17 protein-coding genes are annotated in these 20,331 nt (G+C 63.8%); 7 read left to right on the plus strand and 10 right to left on the minus strand.

Annotated elements, in window-relative coordinates:
- Window positions 1–35 precede the first annotated feature (35 nt).
- The 7 genes from Amn_RS14270 (at window position 36) to Amn_RS14300 (ending at window position 5,832) form a co-directional block, all read left to right on the plus strand.
- Window positions 36–800 (plus strand): SDR family NAD(P)-dependent oxidoreductase, encoded by a 765-nt coding sequence (locus tag Amn_RS14270; protein WP_286288367.1) that lies wholly within the window; start codon window positions 36–38, stop codon window positions 798–800.
- A gap of 130 nt (window positions 801–930) precedes the next feature.
- A complete protein-coding gene (locus Amn_RS14275) occupies window positions 931–1,998 on the plus strand; it encodes an NAD(P)H-dependent flavin oxidoreductase (protein WP_154386525.1) in 1,068 nt (355 codons plus the stop codon).
- A gap of 14 nt (window positions 1,999–2,012) precedes the next feature.
- Window positions 2,013–2,771, plus strand: a complete 759-nt coding sequence (locus Amn_RS14280) for an enoyl-CoA hydratase family protein (RefSeq protein WP_067962089.1) — start codon at window positions 2,013–2,015, stop codon at window positions 2,769–2,771.
- 20 nt (window positions 2,772–2,791) lie between these two features.
- Window positions 2,792–3,592 carry an SDR family oxidoreductase gene (locus Amn_RS14285; protein ID WP_286288372.1) on the plus strand — a complete coding sequence of 267 codons (801 nt, stop codon included), beginning with the start codon at window positions 2,792–2,794 and terminating at the stop codon, window positions 3,590–3,592.
- 2 nt (window positions 3,593–3,594) lie between these two features.
- The gene (locus Amn_RS14290) at window positions 3,595–4,053 is read left to right on the plus strand and encodes a MaoC family dehydratase (RefSeq protein WP_286288374.1); all 459 of its coding nucleotides are present in this window, start codon (window positions 3,595–3,597) and stop codon (window positions 4,051–4,053) included.
- Window positions 4,054–4,085: 32 nt separating this feature from the next.
- Window positions 4,086–4,721, plus strand: coding sequence for a nuclear transport factor 2 family protein (locus Amn_RS14295; protein ID WP_286288375.1), 636 nt, complete (start codon window positions 4,086–4,088; stop codon window positions 4,719–4,721).
- Window positions 4,693–5,832, plus strand: coding sequence for an NADH:flavin oxidoreductase (locus Amn_RS14300; RefSeq protein ID WP_286288378.1), 1,140 nt, complete (start codon window positions 4,693–4,695; stop codon window positions 5,830–5,832). The genes Amn_RS14295 and Amn_RS14300 overlap by 29 nt, the downstream gene beginning before the upstream one ends.
- A gap of 136 nt (window positions 5,833–5,968) precedes the next feature.
- On the opposite strand, the gene Amn_RS14305 is transcribed toward Amn_RS14300, so the two are convergent.
- The 10 genes from Amn_RS14305 to tssM form a co-directional block, all read right to left on the minus strand.
- Window positions 5,969–7,036 carry a helix-turn-helix transcriptional regulator gene (locus tag Amn_RS14305; protein WP_286288379.1) on the minus strand — a complete coding sequence of 356 codons (1,068 nt, stop codon included), beginning with the start codon at window positions 7,034–7,036 and terminating at the stop codon, window positions 5,969–5,971.
- Window positions 7,037–7,442: 406 nt separating this feature from the next.
- The gene (locus tag Amn_RS14310; RefSeq protein ID WP_246340692.1) at window positions 7,443–8,660 is read right to left on the minus strand and encodes an ABC transporter substrate-binding protein; all 1,218 of its coding nucleotides are present in this window, start codon (window positions 8,658–8,660) and stop codon (window positions 7,443–7,445) included.
- Window positions 8,661–8,788: 128 nt separating this feature from the next.
- A complete protein-coding gene (locus tag Amn_RS14315) occupies window positions 8,789–10,039 on the minus strand; it encodes a multidrug effflux MFS transporter (RefSeq protein ID WP_067962075.1) in 1,251 nt (416 codons plus the stop codon).
- Window positions 10,040–10,208: 169 nt separating this feature from the next.
- A complete protein-coding gene (rimO, locus tag Amn_RS14320; RefSeq protein ID WP_154386523.1) occupies window positions 10,209–11,525 on the minus strand; it encodes a 30S ribosomal protein S12 methylthiotransferase RimO in 1,317 nt (438 codons plus the stop codon).
- 199 nt (window positions 11,526–11,724) lie between these two features.
- Window positions 11,725–12,420 (minus strand): TerC family protein, encoded by a 696-nt coding sequence (locus Amn_RS14325; RefSeq protein ID WP_067962072.1) that lies wholly within the window; start codon window positions 12,418–12,420, stop codon window positions 11,725–11,727.
- Between the two features lie 195 nt (window positions 12,421–12,615).
- Complete coding sequence (locus tag Amn_RS14330; RefSeq protein WP_286288388.1) at window positions 12,616–12,954, minus strand: hypothetical protein; 339 nt, start codon at window positions 12,952–12,954, stop codon at window positions 12,616–12,618.
- A gap of 136 nt (window positions 12,955–13,090) precedes the next feature.
- The gene (locus Amn_RS14335) at window positions 13,091–15,466 is read right to left on the minus strand and encodes a peptidoglycan DD-metalloendopeptidase family protein (RefSeq protein WP_286288390.1); all 2,376 of its coding nucleotides are present in this window, start codon (window positions 15,464–15,466) and stop codon (window positions 13,091–13,093) included.
- Complete coding sequence (locus Amn_RS14340) at window positions 15,463–15,855, minus strand: DUF1036 domain-containing protein (protein ID WP_067966559.1); 393 nt, start codon at window positions 15,853–15,855, stop codon at window positions 15,463–15,465. Before Amn_RS14340 ends, Amn_RS14335 begins: the two co-directional genes overlap by 4 nt.
- Window positions 15,856–15,919: 64 nt before the next feature.
- Complete coding sequence (locus Amn_RS14345; protein ID WP_154386520.1) at window positions 15,920–16,687, minus strand: PP2C family protein-serine/threonine phosphatase; 768 nt, start codon at window positions 16,685–16,687, stop codon at window positions 15,920–15,922.
- Between the two features lie 129 nt (window positions 16,688–16,816).
- On the minus strand, window positions 16,817–20,329 hold the full coding sequence (tssM, locus tag Amn_RS14350; RefSeq protein ID WP_286288396.1) for a type VI secretion system membrane subunit TssM: 3,513 nt from the start codon (window positions 20,327–20,329) through the stop codon (window positions 16,817–16,819).
- Window positions 20,330–20,331 lie beyond the last annotated feature (2 nt).

Raw genomic sequence — 20,331 nt, forward strand, 5'->3', positions numbered from 1 at the left:
GTTCACAGACCAGGACTTCCTGAGGGAGCGAAAGCATGACTGACCAGAGACAATTCGCCGGCAAGATTGCCGTGGTGACCGGTGCCGGCAACGGCATCGGCCGCGCCGCGGCAATTGCCTATGCCCAGGAAGGTGCCGATGTCGCGATCCTCGACCGCGAAGCCGCGGCGCTGGCCAAAACCGCCGAACTGGTGCGCGCCCACAAGGTCAAAGCGCTGCCCCTGGTCGGCGACATGATGGATCAGGAGGTCGTCGCCGAGAGCTTTGTCCGCATCAAGCGCGACCTCGGGCCGGTCGACATGCTGCTCAACAACATCGGCCAGACCGCGCGGGAAAACTATTCCGAGTTCTGGCAGGCCAAACCCGAGACGCTGCAGTTCGTGATCGGCGTGTCGCTGATGACGACGCTGACCTGCACACGCCAGGTGGTCGAGGACATGCGTGAGCGCCGCTCGGGCAAGATCGTCTCGATCTCGTCGGACTCGGCGATGAATGGCGATATCGGCACTGTCGACTACGCCTCGGCCAAGGCCGGCGTGCTCGGTTTCACCCGCGCGCTTGCCCGCGAACTCGGGCCGTTCAAGGTCAACGTCAATGCCGTCTGCCCCGGCCCGACCAATACGCGCGCCATGCAGCGCATCCCCAAGGATGCCTATGAGCGGGCCAGGAACATGATCCCGCTCGGTGAACTCAGCGAGCCGGAAGACATTGCAAATGCTGTGATTTTCCTGTCGAGCGAAAAGTCGCGCTTCATCACCGGCCAGACCTTGATGGTCAACGGCGGACGCGTCTTCTACTGATCGTTTTCGTTAGTTCATTCAGACGATGTTCGGCTTTGTGCGGCGCATCATTTGAAACGAGACAGTGCGATCGCCCTTCTGCCATCGGCCGATGGGCGGTCGCCGGATCTTCCAGCGAGAGAGAATGTCCATGAACCTGCATACCGTCTTGTGCGAACGCCTCGGCAGCCGCTATCCGGTGGTGCAGACGGCCATGGGCTGGGTGGCCGACGCAAACCTCACCGCCGCGACCTGCAATGCCGGTGGCTTCGGTTTCTTCGCGGGTGCGACCACCGAGCCGGGCGATGTCGAAAACCAGATCCTCGCCATCAAGTCGAAGACGGACCGTCCGTTCGGCGTCAATTTCCACATGTTCCAGCCCAACGCCGAAGAAGTCATCTCGGTGGTCATCAAGCACAAGGTGCGCGCCGTGAGTTACGGCCGCGGCCCCGATGCCAAGACGATCAAGCGGCTCAAGGATGCCGGCGTGGTGTGCATGCCCACCGTCGGTGCGGTCAAGCACGCGATCAAGGCTGTCGAGCTCGGTGCCGACATCATCACCGTCCAGGGCGGTGAGGGGGGTGGCCATACCGGTGCTGTGCCGACGACCATCCTTTTGCCCCAGGTGCTCGACGCCGTGAAGGTTCCGGTGGTTGCCGCCGGCGGCTTCTTCGACGGGCGCGGCCTTGCTGCAGCTCTCGGCTATGGCGCCGCCGGAATCGCCATGGGCACGCGCTTCCTGATGACCAACGAATCGCCGGTGCCGCGCTCGGCGCTGGATCGCTATCTCGCGACCAAGGACCCGACACTCATCCGCACGACCACCGCCGTCGACGGCCTGCCGCAGCGCTTCATCGAGAATGCCGAGATCAGGCGCCTCGAAAACATGAGCCTGCCGGCGCGCCTCGCCATGAGCATGAAGTACGCACGCCAGTGGGGCAAGGAGAGCGGGCTTGGCCCGATCGCCATGGCCAAGCTCGGCCTCAAGGTGCTGTCGAGCGGCGAGAACAGCTTCGCCCAGACCGTGATGGCGCCGAACCTGCCGACGCTGGTGCAACGCGGCGTGGTCGAAGGCAACACAGAAACCGGCCTGCTGCCTTCCGGCCAGGCCGCAGCCATGATCGACAGGCTCGAAAGCTGCGAAGAGCTGATCGCCCGCATCGTCAGCGAGGCGGAAGCGCGGCTCAAGGCCATCTCGGCGCTCGTCGCCGCCAATTGAGTGGAGAGAATTCGATGAGCGACCAATTCTGGACCAAAATCGAGGACGGCATTGCCGAACTGGTGATCGAGAACGCGCCGGTGAATGCGCTCGACAGTATCGGCTGGCGCAGGCTTTCGCAGGAGATCGACGCGCTCAACGCCAATGCCGATGTCCGCGTAATCGTGATCCGTGCCGAGGGGCGGGGCTTTTGCGCCGGCGTCGACATCAAGGAACTTCAGAAGCACCCGGAGCGCATTCCCGAAGTGAATGCCGGCAACTGGGAAACCTTCCGCGCCATCCATCGCGGCCTGAAGCCGGTGATCGTGGCTGCCCATGGCTACATCCTCGGCGGCGGCATCGGCATTTGCGGCTCGGCCGACATCGTCCTGTGCTCGCCTGACGCGACCTTCGGCGTGCCAGAGGTCGACCGCGGCGCGCTCGGCGCCGGCGCGCATCTGCAGCGCCTGTTTCCGGTGCAGAAGGTGCGCCAGATGTATTTCACCGGCGAGCCGATCGACGCTGCGGAAGCCTATCGCCTCGGCGCGGTCGAGAAGGTGGTGCCGCGCGAGGAGCTCCGAGATGCCGCCCTCAAGCTCGCCAAGACCATCGCCGCCAAGAGCGCGATCATGATCCGTCTCGCCAAAGAGGCGCTGAACGGCATCGAGGATGGCGATCTCGAGAAGAAATACCGCTGGGAGCAGGGGTTCACGGCCCAGGCCTATCTCACCCAGGAATCGCAGGAAGCGCGCGACGCCTTCGTCGGCAAACGCGACGCCGACTTCAAGAAGTAACCAGATCAGGACGCCCGGACATGACCGCCACCAAGATCCTTCCCGCCCCGCCCTATGTCGAAGGCCATGGCCTGCTCAAGGGCCGTTCGGTGCTCATTACCGCGGCTGCCGGCGTCGGCATCGGCTTCGCTGCAGCCCGCAAGGCGATCGAGGAAGGTTGCCGCGCCATCATGATCTCCGACGTCCACGAACGGCGCCTGGCGGAAGCGGCCGACAAGCTGCGCGAACTCTCGCCGACCGTCGAGATCTACAGTCAGCTCTGCAACGTCACCGACGAGGAGCAGGTGCAGTCGCTTGTCGATGCGGCTGAAGACAAGCTCGGCGGCATCGACGTGTTGATCAACAACGCCGGTCTCGGCGGCCTCAAGTCCGTCGTGGAAATGACCGACGCCGAATGGAACCTGGTGCTCGACGTCACCCTGACCGGTACGATGCGCATGACGCGCGCCGCACTCAAGAAGATGCAGCCGCGCGGCAAGGGCGCCATCGTCAACAACGCCTCCGTGCTCGGCTGGCGCGCCCAAAAGGGTCAATCGCATTATGCTGCCGCCAAGGCAGGTGTGATGGCCTTCACCCGCTGCTCGGCGGTGGAAGCTGCCGAATACGGTATCCGCATCAATGCCGTGTCTCCATCGATCGCCATGCACGACTTCCTCAAGCGCTCGGCGCCGCAGGAGCAGCTCGACGCGCTGGCGAGCCAGGAGGCCTTCGGCCGCGCAGCCGAGGTGTGGGAAATCGCCAACGTCATGATGTTCCTCGCCAGCGACTATGCCGGCTACATGGTTGGCGAGATCGTCTCGGTCTCCAGCCAGAGGGCCTGACGATGGGGCTCGTCTTCTCCTCGCCCGACGAGGCGGTGGCAGCCATCGGCCAGAACCTCGGCTCGACCGACTGGCTCACCATCGACCAGGCGCGTATCGACATGTTTGCGGAGGCGACCGGTGACCACCAGTGGATCCATGTCGATCCGGTTCGCGCCAGGGACGGTCCGTTTGGCGGAACGGTTGCGCATGGCTGCCTGACGTTTTCGCTGATCAACGGCTTCCTGCCCGACCTGTTCAAGGCCGAGGGCATGAAGCTGGGCATTAATTATGGTTGCGACCGGCTGCGCTTTCCGGCACCCGTGCCGGTCAACTCCAAGGTCCGGGCGACGGGCGAGCTGGTCAATGCCGAGTTCCTGCCTGGCAATGCCGTGCAGACGACGGTGCGGGTGACCATAGAGATCGAAGGTTCGGCCAAGCCGGCCTGCGTCGCCGACATGGTCGGCCGCTACTACTTCTGAGGCGCTGGGCGCTTCGGCCACCGGAGGTGACAATGAACAAGACTGGTGACGCGCAGGCGGAGATCCTGGCGCGACTGGACAGGCTCGAGTCGCGCGACGAGATCCGCCAGCTGATTTCCAAATATTCGCTGGCGCTCGACATGCGCGACATGAACGCGATGGCCTCGCTGTTTGCGCCCGACGTCAAGGTCGGCGGCGGCAAGTCGGGCAGGGCGGCGCTGCGTGACTGGCTCGACGAGACGATGCGCAAACAGTTCGACGGCACCTCGCACCATGTCGGCTCGACAATCATCGAGTTCGTCGATGCCGACAATGCGGTGGGCGTCGTCTACTCCAAGAACGAGCACGAATGCGGCGCCGAGTGGGTCATCATGCAGATGATGTATTACGACCGCTACGAGCGCATCGACGGGCGCTGGTTCTTCCGCCGCCGCCAGCCGCTCTACTGGTACGCCACCGATCTCAACAAACCGCCCGTCGGCGCGCGCAAGATGCGCTGGCCCGGCCGCGAGCCCTATGAAGGCTCGTTCCACGAGCTGTTTCCGTCGTGGAAAGAGTTCTGGGCGCGCTCTGGCCCCGATGAGGCCCTGCCGGAACCGGCGCCGCTCGAAACCTTCATCGAAACCATGCGCAGAGGCAATGAAATCCGTGGCAACCGTGTGCGCTGAGAAGACCTCCGAGGGGCTGATCGCCGGCAAGCTGTTCCAGCCGATCAAGATCGGCAAGCTGGAGCTGTCCAACCGCATCGCCATGGCGCCGATGTCGCGCTATTTTTGCGCCGACGGCGTGCCGCACGAGAAGGTTTCTGCCTACTATTCGCGCCGGGCGTTGAACCAGGTCGGCCTCATCATTACCGAGGCGACCTATATCGGCCATCCCACGGCGCCGAGCTATGAGGGCGTGCCCTACTTTGCCGGCGAGGCAGCCCTTGCCGGCTGGGCCAAGGTACGTTCGGCAGTGCATGCCGCCGGCGGCAAGATATTTCCGCAGCTCTGGCACACCGGCAGTTTCCGCAACTCGGCCATGGCGCCGCAGCCGGGCGTACCGGGTGTCGGCCCGTCCGAGAACACCAACGCGTTTACCGGCCATCCCGAAGCGACCAGGGCGATGACCGAGCCAGAAATCCTCGAGGTGATCGAGTCTTATGCCGAGGCGGCGGAAGCCGCACAGCGGCTTGGTTTCGACGGCGTAGAGATCCACGGTGCGCATGGCTATCTGATCGACGAGTTCTTCTGGGAGACCTCCAACCGCCGCACCGACCGCTATGGCGGCAACCGTCGCGAGCGCACCCGCTTCGCAGTCGAGGTGATCGAGGCGATGCGCAGCCGCGTCGGTCCCGACTTTCCGATCTCTTTCCGCTATTCGCAATGGAAGCAGCAGGACTACAAGGCCGTGCTAGGCCAGACGCCCACTGAGCTGGCCGAAGTGCTTGAGCCGCTGGTCGATGCCGGCGTCAGCATCATGCACTGCTCGACACGCCGCATTTGGGAGCCGGGTTTCGCGGCGGAAGGCGACATGACGCTCGCCGGCTGGACGAAGAAGCTCACCGGCTTGCCCGTCATCGCCGTCGGCGGCGTCGGCCTCGACCGGCCGGGGCTCAATGCGGCGGAAGCGGCTTCGCTCGACGTGATCGAAAAGCCGCTTGCACGCGACGAGTTCGACATACTGGCTGTCGGCCGGGCATTGCTGGCCGATCCTGCCTGGGCGTTGAAATTTCGGCAAGGCCGGGCCCACGAAGGCGTGGGCTACGCCAAGGAACAGCTGAAATCGCTGTTCTGACCAGAGAGGCGCCGTTCGCGGCGCCTTTCTTGTCGAGGGGATACGCTTTCCATCTGCTCAGACGAAAAGAAGCGCCGGGGACCTTGTCCGCCGGCGCTTTCAGTTTGGGTCGACAGGGAGTTGGGAGGATGAGCTGTCAGGCCGCCTGGCGCGGCCCATGACCGAGGATCACGGCGCTGTTCAGCACCAGCCGGACCAGTTCCGTCTGGCGTGTGATGCCGCTTTTGGAGAAGATCGAGCGCAGATGGGCGCGTGCGGTGTTGCGGGAGATGTCGAGCGAGGTGGCGGCGTCTTCGAGCGACAGGCCTGCCGTCAGTCGGCGGGCAACCGCGGCTTCCGCTGGCGTCAGATCGAACAGCTGGCGCACGAGTTCGCCTTCGACCTCGGGATTGGCTTCGGGATCACGGATGTAGACGGCGACGGCCGAGTTGGCGGCTGCGGCGTTGTCCTTGCTGCCGCGGATTGGGCGGACGATGACACCGAGATTGCGCGAACCCGACTGCTTGGTCAGCGACAGCCCGCGCGACGTCGTGCCGGCATCGTCGGCGGCGAGCTGCATTGCCGCCTTGACCGCCGTCTGGAAGTCGCGGTCCTCCTTGGCCGAGGTGGCGCGCAGCTTGTTGCCCTGAATCTGCAGGCCGTCACGGGCTTCGAGCAGGCGCGTTGCGGCGTCCGAGGCGCGGACGATCTTGCCGGAATGGTCGAGGATGACGACACCGACATAGAGCTTGTCCATGACGTCGGAATAGAGCCGGCGCTCGACCTCGGTGGCGCCCATGCGCCAGGACGTCTCGACGCCGCGCGCAAGCTGCGAAACGAGGATCTCGCAGACCGAGGCTGCGTCGTCATCGAATTTGGCGTCCGAGCGGTCACGGAATACCCAGAGCGTGTAGCGCGCGGTGTCATCGGTGGGCACATAGGTGGCCGACATCGGCTGGCAGCGCTCGGAGAGATAAGCGAGCTGCGCCGGGCGCGTGAGGGCTGCACCTGCCGTGTCGGTCATCTGCTCATCGATCTCGGTAAAGGCGTAATAGGTTTCGCCGGTGCGCAGGCGGTCCTCTATCACCAGCACGGCGGCATAGGCGTCGAACTGCTCGCGGATCAGCTCGAGCGGGGTGCGCAGCGGCTTGCCGTTCATCAGGCTGTCAGAGACGCGGTTGAGGAAATGGCCGAATTCGACGATCGATCTGGCGTGAAAGGTCATGGCAGGAGCTCCCAAAATCCGCCGCACGGGGGCGTGCGGGACCGGTTCCCGGCTGCGCGGTGCATGCCAGGAGGTCATGAGTTCGATTGTATTGGCGAGGGCCTGGTATCGGCCCGGCGTCAGCCGATCAGGACGGCGGGAGGAAACCTCGTCGGGCAAGATGCCGGACGGACGACGATCCAGTTGTCATGCTGCGTAGGCTCGAACCGGTCATCGCGCTTCCTCCCGAATGCGAAATGTTTAATGTCGACAGTTATGTCATTAAATTGACACGTCGTCAAATTCGAAATGCGTTGCGTAGAATTTTTGACATGGTGTCAGTGGTGGACAAGTCTTGGGCAGAGTGCAAACGAAACGGGCCGGATCTTGCGACCCGGCCCGCACGTTCAGCAGATGAAGAAGGAAATCAGGCGCCGCAGTCAGCGCGCTCGACCAGACCGTCTTCGCGCGGCTTGTAGGGGTTCTTGACCACCTTGATCGACTCGGGCGCCGGCAGGAAGTGGCTTTTGCCGCTCGCCTGGATCGGGCCGGTGAGCATCTGGACGGACGCGGCATTGGCCTGCAGCCAGGCAGCGACCGACTCGCCGTCGGTCTTGCCCGAACCGTTGATGGCAGCCGCCAGCACGATCGGCTGGATGTAGTACGGGATCAGCGCCGAGGCACCGCCCATGCGGTCGACGTCGGCGACCTGTTCCTTTGCGCGCTTGGCGAACTTGGCGAAGGCGTTTTCGCCGACTGGGTCGCTCGGGCAATAGGTCATGCCGACGAACTGCACGCTGTAGACGTCCTTGAAGGCGTCTTCGCCGACCACTGCGACGTTGCCGACGGCGTAGTTGGTCATCGTCTGGTTGGCCAGAACCGGCACGTCCCAGCCGATGTCGGCGCGGTTTTCGAGCAGCTTGCGCGAGTCGTCGCCGATCGAGTTGATCAGAAGGATCGCTTCGGCGCCCGAGCTGCGCATCTGGAACAGCTGCGGGGTCATGTCTTCGGTGCGGAAGGCGAACTCCTGCACCGCGGTCGGCTCGACGCCCTTCGACTTGAGGTAGTCGACGATCTCGACCACGGCAGCCTTGGACATGCCGCCATTGTCCGAAATCAGCGCCAGCTTCTTGAGCTTCAGCACGTCGATGGCGAAGTCGATGTTCGGCTTCATCTGATTGAGACCAGTGACCGAGCCCGAGAAGTGGAACGGACCAGCTTCGGGCGTCAGCTGAGTCGAGGCAGCAGAAGAAACCTGGGCGATCTTCTTTTCGCTCGCCACAGGAACGACCGGAATGGTTTCCTGGCTGGTTGCCGGGCCGACGAGCGCCTCGACCTTTTCGTTCTCGATCAGGCGACGCACTTCGGCAACGGCATGGGTCGGGTCAGTCATGGTGTCGCCGAGAACCAGCTCGGCCTTCTTGCCGAGAATGCCGCCGGCGGCATTGATGTCTTCGATGGCCAGCTTCCAGCCCACTTCGGCGGTCTTGCCGATCGAGGCGCCGCCGCCGGTCATCGACATGATGCCGCCGATCTTGACGACCTCCTGTGCCTGCGAAATACCTGCCGACAAGGCAAGGGCTGCCACCGACACCATTCCGATGGCAGTGCGACGCGTAATGGAACCATTCCATTGGAAGTTCATGCGTTTCTCCTCCGCTTACTTCGACCGACAAACAGTCACGGCCATGTGTCCGAAACATCGTCCGCTTGGACGATGGAGGGGGAGGAGCTTCCGAATTCGTTAGCGAGAGCTAACAAAAGACGCATGCTTCAGCGCGGCGGTGCCTTCCTGGTGACGACGGCCCGCGCAAGGGCAGGCTCCGGCAGCTTGCGCCAGGCCAGCCAAGCGAGCACGGCCCCCAGTGCCATCAACGGCACGACGACGGACATGCCCAGCATCGCATCGCCGAGGATACCGGCGACGACAGTGCCCAGGAGGCCACTGCCCATCTGCAGGAACCCGCTCAGCGAGGAGGCGGCCCCGGCACTGTCGGGGAAGGCGGCGACAGTCGCGGCAGACATTGCCGGCATGACGAATGAATTGCCTAGAACGAACATGGCCATGGGCAGCGCGACCGACAGGAAGGTTGGCTCGTACAGTCCGAGCAAGACCGCCATGGCAGCAGCCCCGAGGCTGCTGATCCCCAGGCCGACGGGCACCATACGATAGGCACCATAACGTGGGATGAGACTGCGCATGACAAGCGAGCCGGAAATGAAGCTGGCCGACTGGAACAGCATCGCGAGGCCGAACTGCGCCGGCGTCAGCCCCAGCCGATCCATCAGGATGAAGGGCAGGACGGTCGCCTGGGTGTAGTAGGCGCCCAGGGTGCCGGCGATGACGAGGCTGGAGAACAGGAAATAGCCGCTGCCGAGCAAATTGCGATAGGTTTTCATGACGGCGCCCAGCCGCACCCGGCTCGGGTCGCGCTCGACGGTTTCGACCAGCGCGAAACGGACCGTCAGCAACGACGCCACGCCCATCAGGAACATGATCGAGAAGATGGCATGCCAGCCGGCGACTTCCATGACCAGACCGCCGACTGTCGGCGCGATGGCCGGCGCCAGCGCCAGGATCAGCGTGATCAGGTTGAGGATGCGTGCTGATTGCTCGTGGGCAAAGAGGTCGCGCACGATCGCGCGCGACAAAGACAGCCCGACTGCCGCGCCCGCGCCCTGCAACAGCCGCGACAGGATCAGCACGTCGATGGAGGGCGCGACCAGCGCGCCCAGGCTGCCGAGAAGGTAGATGCCGAGAAAGGCCAACGTCACCGGCTTGCGGCCATATCCGTCGGAGAGAGGACCACACACCAGCTGGGTGAGGGCGAAGCCGGCGAAATACAGCCCGAGCGTCATCTTCACCGCCTCTTCGGTGGTGCCGAAGGCATGAACGATTTCGGGCATGGCCGGCGTGAACAGCGACAGCGAGGCGGGACCGAGACCGGCTAGCACCGCACCGACGATGGTCACGCGCCGCTCGCTCATGAGGCCGGGCTGCTGGTCTTCTCGGTCTGATGTCATGATGCTGGCCCCGGCTCGATCGATGGCAGGCGCCTGAGCGGCAGAGTGCCTGTCACCAGATCGAACCGGTGCCGGGAAAGATCATCCGTCATACGGACTAGCGCGGGGATAATTCGGCTGCGTGTCGGCCAAAAGAAAGGGGCCGCATGCTGCGGCCCCTGGAGAGGTGTCAGACAGCGGTGCCGTAGAGATCGTATGGATCGGAGCGATCGACCTTGACGGTGACGATGTCGCCGACGCGCAGCGGACGGCGCGACTGGATATGGACCGAACCGTCGATCTCGGGCGCGTCGTACTTGGTGCGGCCCTTGGCCGACGTGCCGTTGGCCTCGTCGATGATGACGGGCAGGCGCTTGCCCACTTTCCGTGCCTGCGCGGCGGCCGAAATCTTCTGCTGGCGCTGCATGAAGCGATGCCAACGGGCTTCCTTGACCTCCTCGGGGATCTGTTCGAGGCCGAGGTCGTTGGAACGCGCGCCCTTGACCGGCTCGTATTTGAAGCAGCCGGCGCGGTCGATCTTGGCCTCGTCGATCCAGTCGAGCAGCATTTCGAAGTCTTCCTCTGTTTCACCGGGGAAGCCGACGATGAAAGTCGAGCGGATGGCGAGGTCAGGGCAGACGTCACGCCAGCCGCGGATGCGCTCGAGCGCCTTTTCGCCATGGGCCGGACGGCGCATGTTTTTCAGAACCCGCGGCGAGGCGTGCTGGAAGGGGATGTCGAGATAAGGAAGGATTTTGCCCTCGGCCATCAGCGGGATGACGTCGGCGACATGCGGGTAAGGATAGACATAATGCATGCGCACCCAGATGCCGAGTTCGCCCAGTTCCTGCGACAGGTCGAGGAACTTGGCGCGGACCTCGCGCTCCTTCCAGACGCTGGTCGCATATTTCACGTCGATGCCGTAGGCGCTGGTATCCTGGGAGATGACGAGCAGTTCCTTGACGCCGGCATTGGCCAGCTTTTCGGCTTCGCGCAGCACGTCGGCGGCAGGGCGCGAGACAAGGTCGCCACGCAGGTCGGGGATGATGCAGAACGTGCAGCGGTTGTTGCAGCCCTCGGAAATCTTGAGATAGGCGTAGTGGCGCGGGGTCAGCTTGACGCCCTGAGGCGGCACAAGGTCGGTGAACGGGTCGTGCGCCGGCGGAGCAGCCTCGTGCACGGCGGCCATGACGCTTTCATAGGCCTGTGGGCCGGTGATGGCGAAGACGTTGGGGTGCTTCTCTCGGATCAGTTCGGGCGTGGCGCCCATGCAGCCGGTTACGATGACCTTGCCGTTCTCCTTCATTGCCGTGCCGATGGCGTCCAGCGACTCGGTGCGGGCGGAATCGAGGAAGCCGCAGGTGTTGACCACGACCAGGTCGGCGCCGTCGTGCTTGCGGGCGATCTCATAACCTTCGGCGCGGAGCTGGGTGAGGATGCGTTCGGAATCGACAAGCGCCTTCGGGCATCCGAGGCTGACGAAGCTGACGCGGGGTGCTGCTGACATAGGCAGGTTTCCAATGGACGCGGGCCGGTAACCCATGAGGTCCGGCCCGAAAATCTGTTGATGTGTCGATCTGTCGGCTCTGAAAAGAGCTCAATTCGGGCGGCGCAATAGCACAGATCGGGGCCCAAGCAAACCGGCTGATCGCCACATGCAAAAAGGGCCGGAAAAACTCCGGCCCTTTTTGGTCTGTTGCTGCGGCTCAGTGGGCCGGCGCGCTGTGGCCGCCAAACCACTCGCTGAGGAACCCAAACTGTTCCGGGAACTGATCTACTGCGCCGTCGAGCAGCATCTTCACCGCGACATAGAGGATGATCAAAAGGCCGATATAGGCGATCCAGCGGTAACGATGCAGCAGGCGCGCGACGAAGGAGGCGGCAAAGCCCATCAGCGCGATCGACAGCGCCAGACCGATGATCAGCACCGTGGGATGATCCATGGCGGCACCGGCAACGGCGAGCACGTTGTCGAGCGACATTGACACGTCGGCGATGACGATCTGCCAGGCGGCCTGGGCGAAGGTCTTGCGCGGGCCCTTGGCGGCGATCTTGCCGTCCTTGTCATAGTCGGCGTCGGCAAGCGCCTCGGTCGCTTCATGTTCCTGCTCGTGGCTGACGCTCAGTTCGCGCCACATCTTCCAGCACACCCACAGAAGCAGCAGGCCGCCGGCGATGAGAAGCATCGGCCCGATGGCCAAAAGCCATTGGGTGATCAGTGCGAAACCGATACGGAGAACGGTCGCCGCGGCGATGCCGACGAGGATGGCCTTCTTGCGCTGATCGGCCGGAAGGCCTGCCGCGGCAAGGCCGATGACGATGGCGTTGTCGCCGGCAAGCACGAGGTCGATAGCTATGACCTGCAGAAGGGCTGTGAAGCCTGCAGCAGTGAATATCTCCATCGGACGGGACCCTCTCCGTTCAGTTCCAATGTCTTGATGTCGGCTATAACGCCCGACGCGCGTGCGTCAACAGACAAGCAACGCGTTTATTCGAAACGGCTTAAATCGGCGCGTTCCCTGACGTGAAGCTGACGAAACCTGGTGACAAACGCGGTTGGGCGTTCGTATTTGGAGCTCGACCGGCCGCTCCAGTAATCACTCGCAGACGTATCTGACGCGACCCGTAGAGCCGCTTACGGCGCGGCAGGATATCGGCTTGGAATTGCCGGTGCTCGCCGCACCGCTTGGCGCGCGCGTCACCGGGCGAGGGCCAGGCTGCTCGGTGGCAAAGCGAATATCGGGCCCGGTTGGAAAGGCGGCAGCCTGCTGGCGCTCGGCCGCGGCACGCTTGGCTTCGTCGTCCTGCCAGAAGCGCCGGGAGTCCATTGGTTTCGGAATGACGACGGTGCCATCGGACGAGCGACTGCAGCCGCCAAGCAGCGTGGCGGAGAAACCCAGGGTCAGCGCAAGCGTCAATGTCGAACCGAAATTCATGCGAATGCTATATCGCGGCCGAAGGCGTCGATAAAGTCCCAGAGTGCAAGCAGTTGGGATAAATGAGAAAATTCGTCCAGGACAGATCGACGCTGCCAGGCAAGGCCGCTCGGTCCGAACCTGAGGGGTTGTATGCTCAAAGCGTGTTTGCAACCGAACTCAAAGTTATCGCGATTGCCTGTTTGTATCTCTCGAATTCCGGCGACGTCTGCCTGACCACCTGTGGTGGCGGCGACGTCGGGGTTGAACTGGGGAGCGAGGTTGCTGCAGGAGCACGTCCGGTCATCTTTTTCTCCGCCCAGGCAACGACATAGGTGGCGTTCTTGCCGGTGAGGAAGGGATTGGCCTTGATCACGACGGCGCCCAGGACGTCGGCGATCATGGCATCGCCGGAGGCGGTCAGGATCTGGTGGGCGCCTTCCATGCCGAGGAAGTGGCAGAGATAGAGCCGCCCGGCGGTGATCTGGTGGCCGCGCTGCTTGAGATAGGCTTCGCCCTCGCGAGCCAGGTTGCGCACCATTTCGCGCGAGATGGTCGGATCGAAGCGCAATTCGAGCAGTTCGGCCGTCGAGAGCGAACGCGCGAGATCGGGCCTGTAGGTGTTCATCATCCTGATCCAGGTGCTGCTGATGAACTGCCCCAGGCCCGTCGCTGACGACAGCGGGTTCTTGGCACGCGCGCTGCCGCCGCTTTCGACATGGATGATGCGGTTGGTCAGGATCTCGATGGCCTGATCGTCCGAGGAGGTGGTGGCGACAGTGGTCGTGGTTGTGGTCGTTGCCACGGCAACGGAGACAGTGCCGAGCGGATCGATGGCCTGGCCGTCCTGGTAGAGCTCGAAATGCAGATGCGGGCCGGTCGACAAGCCGGTGGTGCCAATATAGCCGATGATGTCGCCGGCCTTGACCGCGGTTCCGACGCTGATGCCATCGGCGAAACGCTGCATGTGGGCATAGCGGGTCTCACGGTTGTTGGCATGCGAGATACGGATGAGGTTGCCGTAACCCTTGCCGTCACCCTCGAACACGACCTGGCCGTCAAAAGCGGCGGCGATCGGGGTGCCGATGGGGGCCGCCCAGTCGACGCCCTTGTGGATTCGGACAGTCTTCAGGATCGGATGCTTACGCGGTCCGAAGGTCGAGGTCATGACGCCGTTGACCGGCGTGAACATACCGTTCGTCGTCGCCAGCGATCGAACCTGGTCGTCGCCGCCGACACAGGAGAACTGGCCGTCAGTCTGCTGGAAGACGAAACATTCGAGCTTCTTGTCGGTGCCGTGGACGCCGACATAGAGCACGCGGCCGGCGACGCCATCCTTGCCGCGCGCCGTCTCCGAATAGAGCAGGACCAGGCGCTGGTCCTCGGTGGCAAAGGCGTTCAGGTCCTGGCCGCGCGACAGGTACATGATGGCCTCGCCCAGCACGCCGGTGGGCACGTTGTTGCGGGCAGCGGTCGAATAGATCGCGTCGAGCAGCCGGTATTGGCGCTTCTGGGCGCCGGCTTGCGGTGCGCCTGAATAGTTGAACAGATCGTCGCGCACCCACGGGTCGACGCCTTCGACGAACTGGCCGGCCGAATTGCGGGCAAGCGTGCCGATGAACCTGTTCATGGCGTAGACCGAAACCTGCATCAACGCCATTGCCGGGGCGCCGCGGCGCGGCCGGAAGCCGCGCAGGGCGACGACATAGCCGGGCTCGAGGGTCTCCAGCTTGAAGACCGCCTTGAGTGCGTCGCTGACCAGCTTGGCTTCGTCGGTGGAAAAATGCGCCTCGAGCGCAACGCTTTCGAGCGAGCGGCTGGTGAGGATCTTGATGAAAACGTCTTCGGTCGCCTCGAACCGCTCGGGCTCCGGGGTCACGGTCGCGACGCTGGTGTTGTTTTCGACGGCGGTTTTTTCGAAGGCGGGCAGAGCGGCTTCGCCCTGGTCGATGGTTTCGCCCCAGCCCGCGCCAACATCGGACGTGTCGTCGCCCTCGGCTTCGTCGAGGTCGGTTGCGATCGGCGGCGTCGGCTGGATGTTGGTTTGTTGCCCTGGCTGAGGCTCGGCGACAGCGCGCTGCGCCTGAAAGAAGGCAAAGTCGTCCTGCGTCGACGGGATGGCGGTCATGAAGCGTTCGCTGGAGCTCAGCATCGTGTCGGAGAGGTATTCGATGCTTGGCGAGATGCCGTCTTCGATAAGATCGGCCGGGCGGGAAAGCTGGCGTCGCTTGGTCTCTGTGCCTGCTTCATGCGCGAGGTTGATCCACATCGGGTCGCCGGCGAGGTCGACGATGGCCGGGACGTAGACAGCGGCATCGGCCGGCACGATGTCGCTTTCCTCGGTCGGCTGCAGGTCGCCCTCATATTCGCCCGATGGCCAGTAGTCCGCGCCGAAATAGACGGCGGCAGCGACGATACCGGTGAGGGCAAGTATGCCGGCAATGATCATGGCCTTGAGCTGCCGTTCGCGCGAGCGCCTGGCCATACGCTGCTGCTTTTGCTGCTTGAAGCTCGCGTCAATGCCATGCGTCATGGCGAAGACCCGGTCAGGAAGAAGGTCCAGCGCGACTGTTCCAGCGTGTCGACTTCGTAGAAGCGGGCGGCGATGTGGCCACGCTGCCAGCATTCGTCGATGCCACGCACGGTGAAACGCTTGCGCTCGACGCACATGTCGGTCGAACCGCTGAGGATGGCATTGCCGAAGACGTCGGTCGCGTAGATGTAGATGTAGCGGTTGGTCAGCTCTTCGCGGATGACGTTGACGCACTGATTGGCGCCGATTGTCCACCAGCCATCGGTCTGGAATGCGGCTTCGACTTCCTGGCCGACGGCGAGATTGACGACGTCGAGCGTCTGGTTACAGACGGTAAACTCCGCGCGAGCCAGACTGGGGGCGCAAAGCAATGACAGCAATGTCAGCAGGGCAAAGGTGGCTCCTCGTGCACCGGTTCGGTGTCCGATCCCGCCCGCATCGTCTTGCCGGCCGCTATCGGCCTCCCGCCAAAGCTTGAGAAGCTGCACCGTCGGTCTCGCCCCGAATCCGCACCAGTACAATGGTGACGTTGTCCGTTCCGCCGCGCTCGAGGACCTTTGCCAGCAGATCTTCGCAAGCCGCCTGCGGTGTCGTCGAAACCACCGCGGCCTCGATCTCCTCGTCGGAAACATGGGCGGTCAGGCCGTCGGTACCGAGTATGAAGACGTCGCCGGGCAAGAGATCGCCCTGGCGGAAGTCGACGTCGATGTCGTCGCTGACGCCTATGGCGCGGGTGATGACATTGCGGCGCGGCCAGGTCTGCGCCTCCTCGGCGGTGATCGCACCGCGATCAAGCAACTCCTGAACCTCAGTGTGATCGTGCGAGACCTGGGAGATCGAACCGTCACGCACCAGGTAGACGCGGCTGTCGCCGAGCCACAGGCAGGCGAACTTGCCGTCCATGGCAAGCAGTGCTGCAACCGTCGAACCCATCGTCGCGCCACGCGAATCCGATATCTCTCGGATGTCGGAATGAGCCAGCCTCAGCCTGTCGACGAAGCGTGCGCGCAGATCCGGCGCCGATTCAGGAATGCCGATCGTCGACAAGTGTTCGACGATGCTGGCGGAGGCGACCTCGCCGGCATCGTGGCCGCCCATGCCGTCGGCGACGACCCACAGGCCGCTGCGGGGCTCGATCAGGTAGCTGTCTTCATTGACCTGACGGACGCAGCCCTTGTGGCTGACGCCATAGCTTTCGAAGGGGAGGACGACATCGTTCAATGGCCTCAAGCGCTCTCGGGCGCCCCTCTGCGTTGCGTATTGACGCGCGCACCTTTCAGTCTGCCACAGGCCCGTGCGTTAGAGTACAGAAATTAACACGTGCCGGACTGACTGTGCCTACACACCGTTTCAAAGCCCCTTCGGACAGGTAAAACCGGAGAATGCGGCCAGCGAAAAGGGATTGCCCGGCGGGTTGATCTGGACGGTGTAGGCGACATCGCGGCCGCCGATGACGTAGCGCAGTTGCAGCTTGTCGCCATTGACTGTCGAGGTGCCTGCGTCGAGCAGGCGCTTCAAGGCCCACGGCCCTTCGAACCTGATGGCGGATTCGCGCCCGGGAAGCTCCGGCGTAAGGCTGAGATTGGCCGACCCGGCGGAGGCACTGCCGGGCCATGTGACGATGCCCGGGCTGCTGCCGTTCTGATAGCTCTGGACGACCTGTCCGTTGACGTCGAGCAAGGCCATGTCGGCGTCGCCATGCAGCGAAAACGGCGTGAAAGTGATGTTGACCGCAGGCGTGGACCCGCCAAGCGGAAAGAACGCGTCGCGGATTTCGGCGGCCAGCTGGAACTGCTTCAGCGTCGACCTGGAGAGCCCACGGCCCAGGCGCGACTCCTGCTTCCATTGCCATTCGGTCCCCGACATGTCTGCGAAAGAGGCCAAGTTTTGTGCGAAAAACCTGTCGATGATGCCGCTGGGCGCGAAAAGCCGGGCGAAATCGCCGATCGGCACATCCTGGCTGGCGCCGGTGCCGAAGGGATAGCGGTTGGCGATAACTTCCTCGCAGGGGCCGCTGACGGTCTCCTGCAGCGACTGGTTGAGTTGCGCTACGGAGGTCTCGGCCACGTCGCCCTCGAAATCGTCGGCGGCAGCGTGGACCATGCGCGACAGTGTCTTGGGCAGGCGCGAGGCGTTGGCGCGGAGATTGGATATCTGCAGCTGAAGATTGGCATTGACGCGACCTGCCTGCGACGGGGCGGCGGCCGAGATCGTCAGGCTCTGATAGACGGCATGGAAATTCTGGATCAGGGCATCGATCGGGCGCTGGCCGGGACGGCCATCGACAAGAAGCTGGAACGGCCGGAATTGCGCCTCGATGTTGGCGCCGGGCACGATGGTCGGCGCATTGGCGAATGCCGCACCGGCGCGACTGGCGGATTTGCGGCCCGGCAACTCGATGCCGATGCGGGCGAGGCCATCGGCACGCGCATCGGCGTCGGCAGTCGGGCCTGAGCCACGTGTCAGCGCCGTCTCGCGGGCAATCGCCTCGAACAACTGCGCCAGCGGCGAGCTGGGCGAGCCGGCGGCTGACAGCGCGAGATATTCCGGCTTGTCCGCCGCCATCGGCCGGAATTTGAGCTTGTCGAGAACACCGTTCCATACGGCTGAAAAGTCGCTGCTGTAGCGGTCGAGCAACTCTGGGCCGAGCCGCAACAGTTCCTGCTCGACGCCGCCTTGCTCGCCGCCGGCGCCGACGACCCATTGCTCGTCTATGAGTTTCTGGGCGATTCCGGAAAGCTGTGTCAGGTAGAAATCGTTGAAGCCGGCATAGGTATAGAGGCCGCGAACACGCAGCGCAGACAGGTCGCTGCCATCGACGGTCTCAAACACCAGCTTCGCTTCCTGGCCGCCCTTCGTGGTGACGGCGAAGTCGTCGAGCGTGGCCGCGGTCAGCGCCGAGGCGATCAAGGCGGAAGCCTGATCGGCGACCGTCATGCGGCCCAGCGCGCGCTGCGCAGACTCGACCACGGGGCGATTGAGCTCGAATGCCGGATCGAACTCATCGTCGAGCGTAAGCATCGCCCTCAGGTGCTTTTCTAGGATGAGACGGCCTTCGCGATTTTGCGGACCGGGATAGCGGTTCTGCTCCCAGTCCTTCTTCATCCACGAGACGATCTGTTCGTCATCGACCTTCGGCGCTTCGCCTGCGAGCATCAGATAAATCTTGAGAGCTTCGTAGAGAGCCGCAGGATCGCTCATCTTCGCTTGGATGGTGCGTTCAAGGTGCAGCAACAGGCGAGGGCGAAGCATCCGCTCCAGCGCCAGCCGGTAGGTCGTCTCCGATGCCGACAACAACCGCGCGCGCTGGCTGAGCCCGAGCGTTTCGCGCGCCGGCGTCGGCTGGTCGCGATGCTCGTAGCCGGTCGGCAGGCCGCTGATGCTCTCCAGCGCATCGATGACATTCTCAAGGTCAACGTCGGATACGGTTTCCGCCTGCAGCAGTGCGGCGGCGGACGACGTGTAGCTTTCCGCAGCCTGGCTGGTGGCCGCGATCAGGGCCTTGTTTGCGGCATAACTGACCGCCAGAACGCCCAAGGCGGCAGCGGCGATCAAGCTGATGGCGCCGGTTCCGGCGAAGCGGGCAAATCTGGCGCGCCGGTCGGCGGCATCGTCATAGGAGACCCAGCCGGCCTCAGCAAAGATGACATTGGCCAAAAGGTCGTGCAGGAAGAAGCTCTTGCCGGTCCCGGACAGCTGTGCTTGGGATCCGTTGCCGAAACCACGGCCGATGGCGCCGAGTACGCGGTCGATCGGCGTGCCTTCCTGCGTGCCGGAGGAGAAGTAGAAGCCGCGCAGGATAGCGCTTGCCGGCTTCTTCGTCGGTTCGAAGACACGGCCGAGAAAGGTCGCACAGCGTTGCTTAAGCGAAGCAAACTGCGCGGCGAAGCTGAAGATAGCGATGCGCGCGACCGGATCCTGCTCGCCCTGCATACGGTCGGGCACGTCCTCGGACAGGCGGCGAACGAGCGCATCGAATTCAGCCGGAACCTCGCTGACCATGTTCGCCTTTCGGTCGGCGCCCTGGAATGTCGTACCCCACACCATGCGCCGGTCGGTTTCGTCCAGACTGCCGAAACTCTCCATGAAGCCGGCGATCAGGTCGGCCTTGGTGAACAGCACATAGACGGGAAAGCCGATGTTCAGCGTCTCGTGGATTTCCTGCAGGCGATTGCGGATGACGACGGCGTGGGCGTCGAGCTCCTGGTCGCTTGAAGACATCACATCGGCTAGGCTGATGGCGACAATTACGCCATTGATCGGCTGCCTGGCGCGGTGTTTCCTGAGCAGCGACAGGAAGGCGAGCCATCCTTTGCGGTCGCTTTCGGTGTCGGAATCCTGGTTGGTGTAGCGGCCGGCGGTGTCGATCAGCACCGCTTCATCGGTGAACCACCAGTCGCAGTTCCGGGTTCCGCCGACGCCGGGCACCGGCTGGGCCGTGCCGGACACGGTGATCGGAAACGTGAGGCCCGAATTCACCAACGCCGTGGTCTTGCCGGCGCCGGGCGGGCCGATGATCAGGTACCAGGGCACCTCGTAGAGGAAATTGCGCCTGCCGCTGGCGCGCTTGAGCGCCGCGAGGGCCTTGGTCATGCCCGTTTCGAGCAATTGGCCGTCGCCGTCATAGGCACTCTCGCTGGCGATGGCGGCAGCGAGCGCCTTTTGAGCACGGCGCGCAAACCAGAAGCGGAACAGGGCGATGCCTGCGGCCAATGCAAGGATGAGGGCGATGATGGCGACGCGCGCGCCAGTAGATTCGAGCGGCTGGCTGCCGACCAGGACGATCAGCGGGCCGGCAAACCACACGGCTGCGGCAAGGCCGGCCAGTGCCATGACGCTCAAAGTTCTGAGCAGCCACGTCATCA

This window comes from Aminobacter sp. Y103A, assembly GCF_030294925.1.
In the GTDB taxonomy this organism is placed as follows: domain Bacteria; phylum Pseudomonadota; class Alphaproteobacteria; order Rhizobiales; family Rhizobiaceae; genus Aminobacter; species Aminobacter ciceronei.

What these genes read in the sequence shown, in the direction of transcription:
- Amn_RS14300 (WP_286288378.1), top strand. Translation starts at nt 4,693, where the DNA reads ATGAAATCCGTGGCAACCGTGTGCGCTGAGAAGACCTCCGAGGGGCTG.
- Amn_RS14330 (WP_286288388.1), bottom strand. Translation starts at nt 12,954, where the DNA reads ATGAATTTCGGTTCGACATTGACGCTTGCGCTGACCCTGGGTTTCTCC.
- Amn_RS14310 (WP_246340692.1), bottom strand. Translation starts at nt 8,660, where the DNA reads ATGAACTTCCAATGGAATGGTTCCATTACGCGTCGCACTGCCATCGGA.
- Amn_RS14315 (WP_067962075.1), bottom strand. Translation starts at nt 10,039, where the DNA reads ATGACATCAGACCGAGAAGACCAGCAGCCCGGCCTCATGAGCGAGCGG.
- Amn_RS14305 (WP_286288379.1), bottom strand. Translation starts at nt 7,036, where the DNA reads ATGACCTTTCACGCCAGATCGATCGTCGAATTCGGCCATTTCCTCAAC.
- Amn_RS14295 (WP_286288375.1), top strand. Translation starts at nt 4,086, where the DNA reads ATGAACAAGACTGGTGACGCGCAGGCGGAGATCCTGGCGCGACTGGAC.
- tssM (WP_286288396.1), bottom strand. Translation starts at nt 20,329, where the DNA reads ATGACGTGGCTGCTCAGAACTTTGAGCGTCATGGCACTGGCCGGCCTT.
- Amn_RS14335 (WP_286288390.1), bottom strand. Translation starts at nt 15,466, where the DNA reads ATGACGCATGGCATTGACGCGAGCTTCAAGCAGCAAAAGCAGCAGCGT.
- Amn_RS14280 (WP_067962089.1), top strand. Translation starts at nt 2,013, where the DNA reads ATGAGCGACCAATTCTGGACCAAAATCGAGGACGGCATTGCCGAACTG.
- Amn_RS14270 (WP_286288367.1), top strand. Translation starts at nt 36, where the DNA reads ATGACTGACCAGAGACAATTCGCCGGCAAGATTGCCGTGGTGACCGGT.
- Amn_RS14325 (WP_067962072.1), bottom strand. Translation starts at nt 12,420, where the DNA reads ATGGAGATATTCACTGCTGCAGGCTTCACAGCCCTTCTGCAGGTCATA.
- rimO (WP_154386523.1), bottom strand. Translation starts at nt 11,525, where the DNA reads ATGTCAGCAGCACCCCGCGTCAGCTTCGTCAGCCTCGGATGCCCGAAG.
- Amn_RS14285 (WP_286288372.1), top strand. Translation starts at nt 2,792, where the DNA reads ATGACCGCCACCAAGATCCTTCCCGCCCCGCCCTATGTCGAAGGCCAT.
- Amn_RS14290 (WP_286288374.1), top strand. Translation starts at nt 3,595, where the DNA reads ATGGGGCTCGTCTTCTCCTCGCCCGACGAGGCGGTGGCAGCCATCGGC.
- Amn_RS14275 (WP_154386525.1), top strand. Translation starts at nt 931, where the DNA reads ATGAACCTGCATACCGTCTTGTGCGAACGCCTCGGCAGCCGCTATCCG.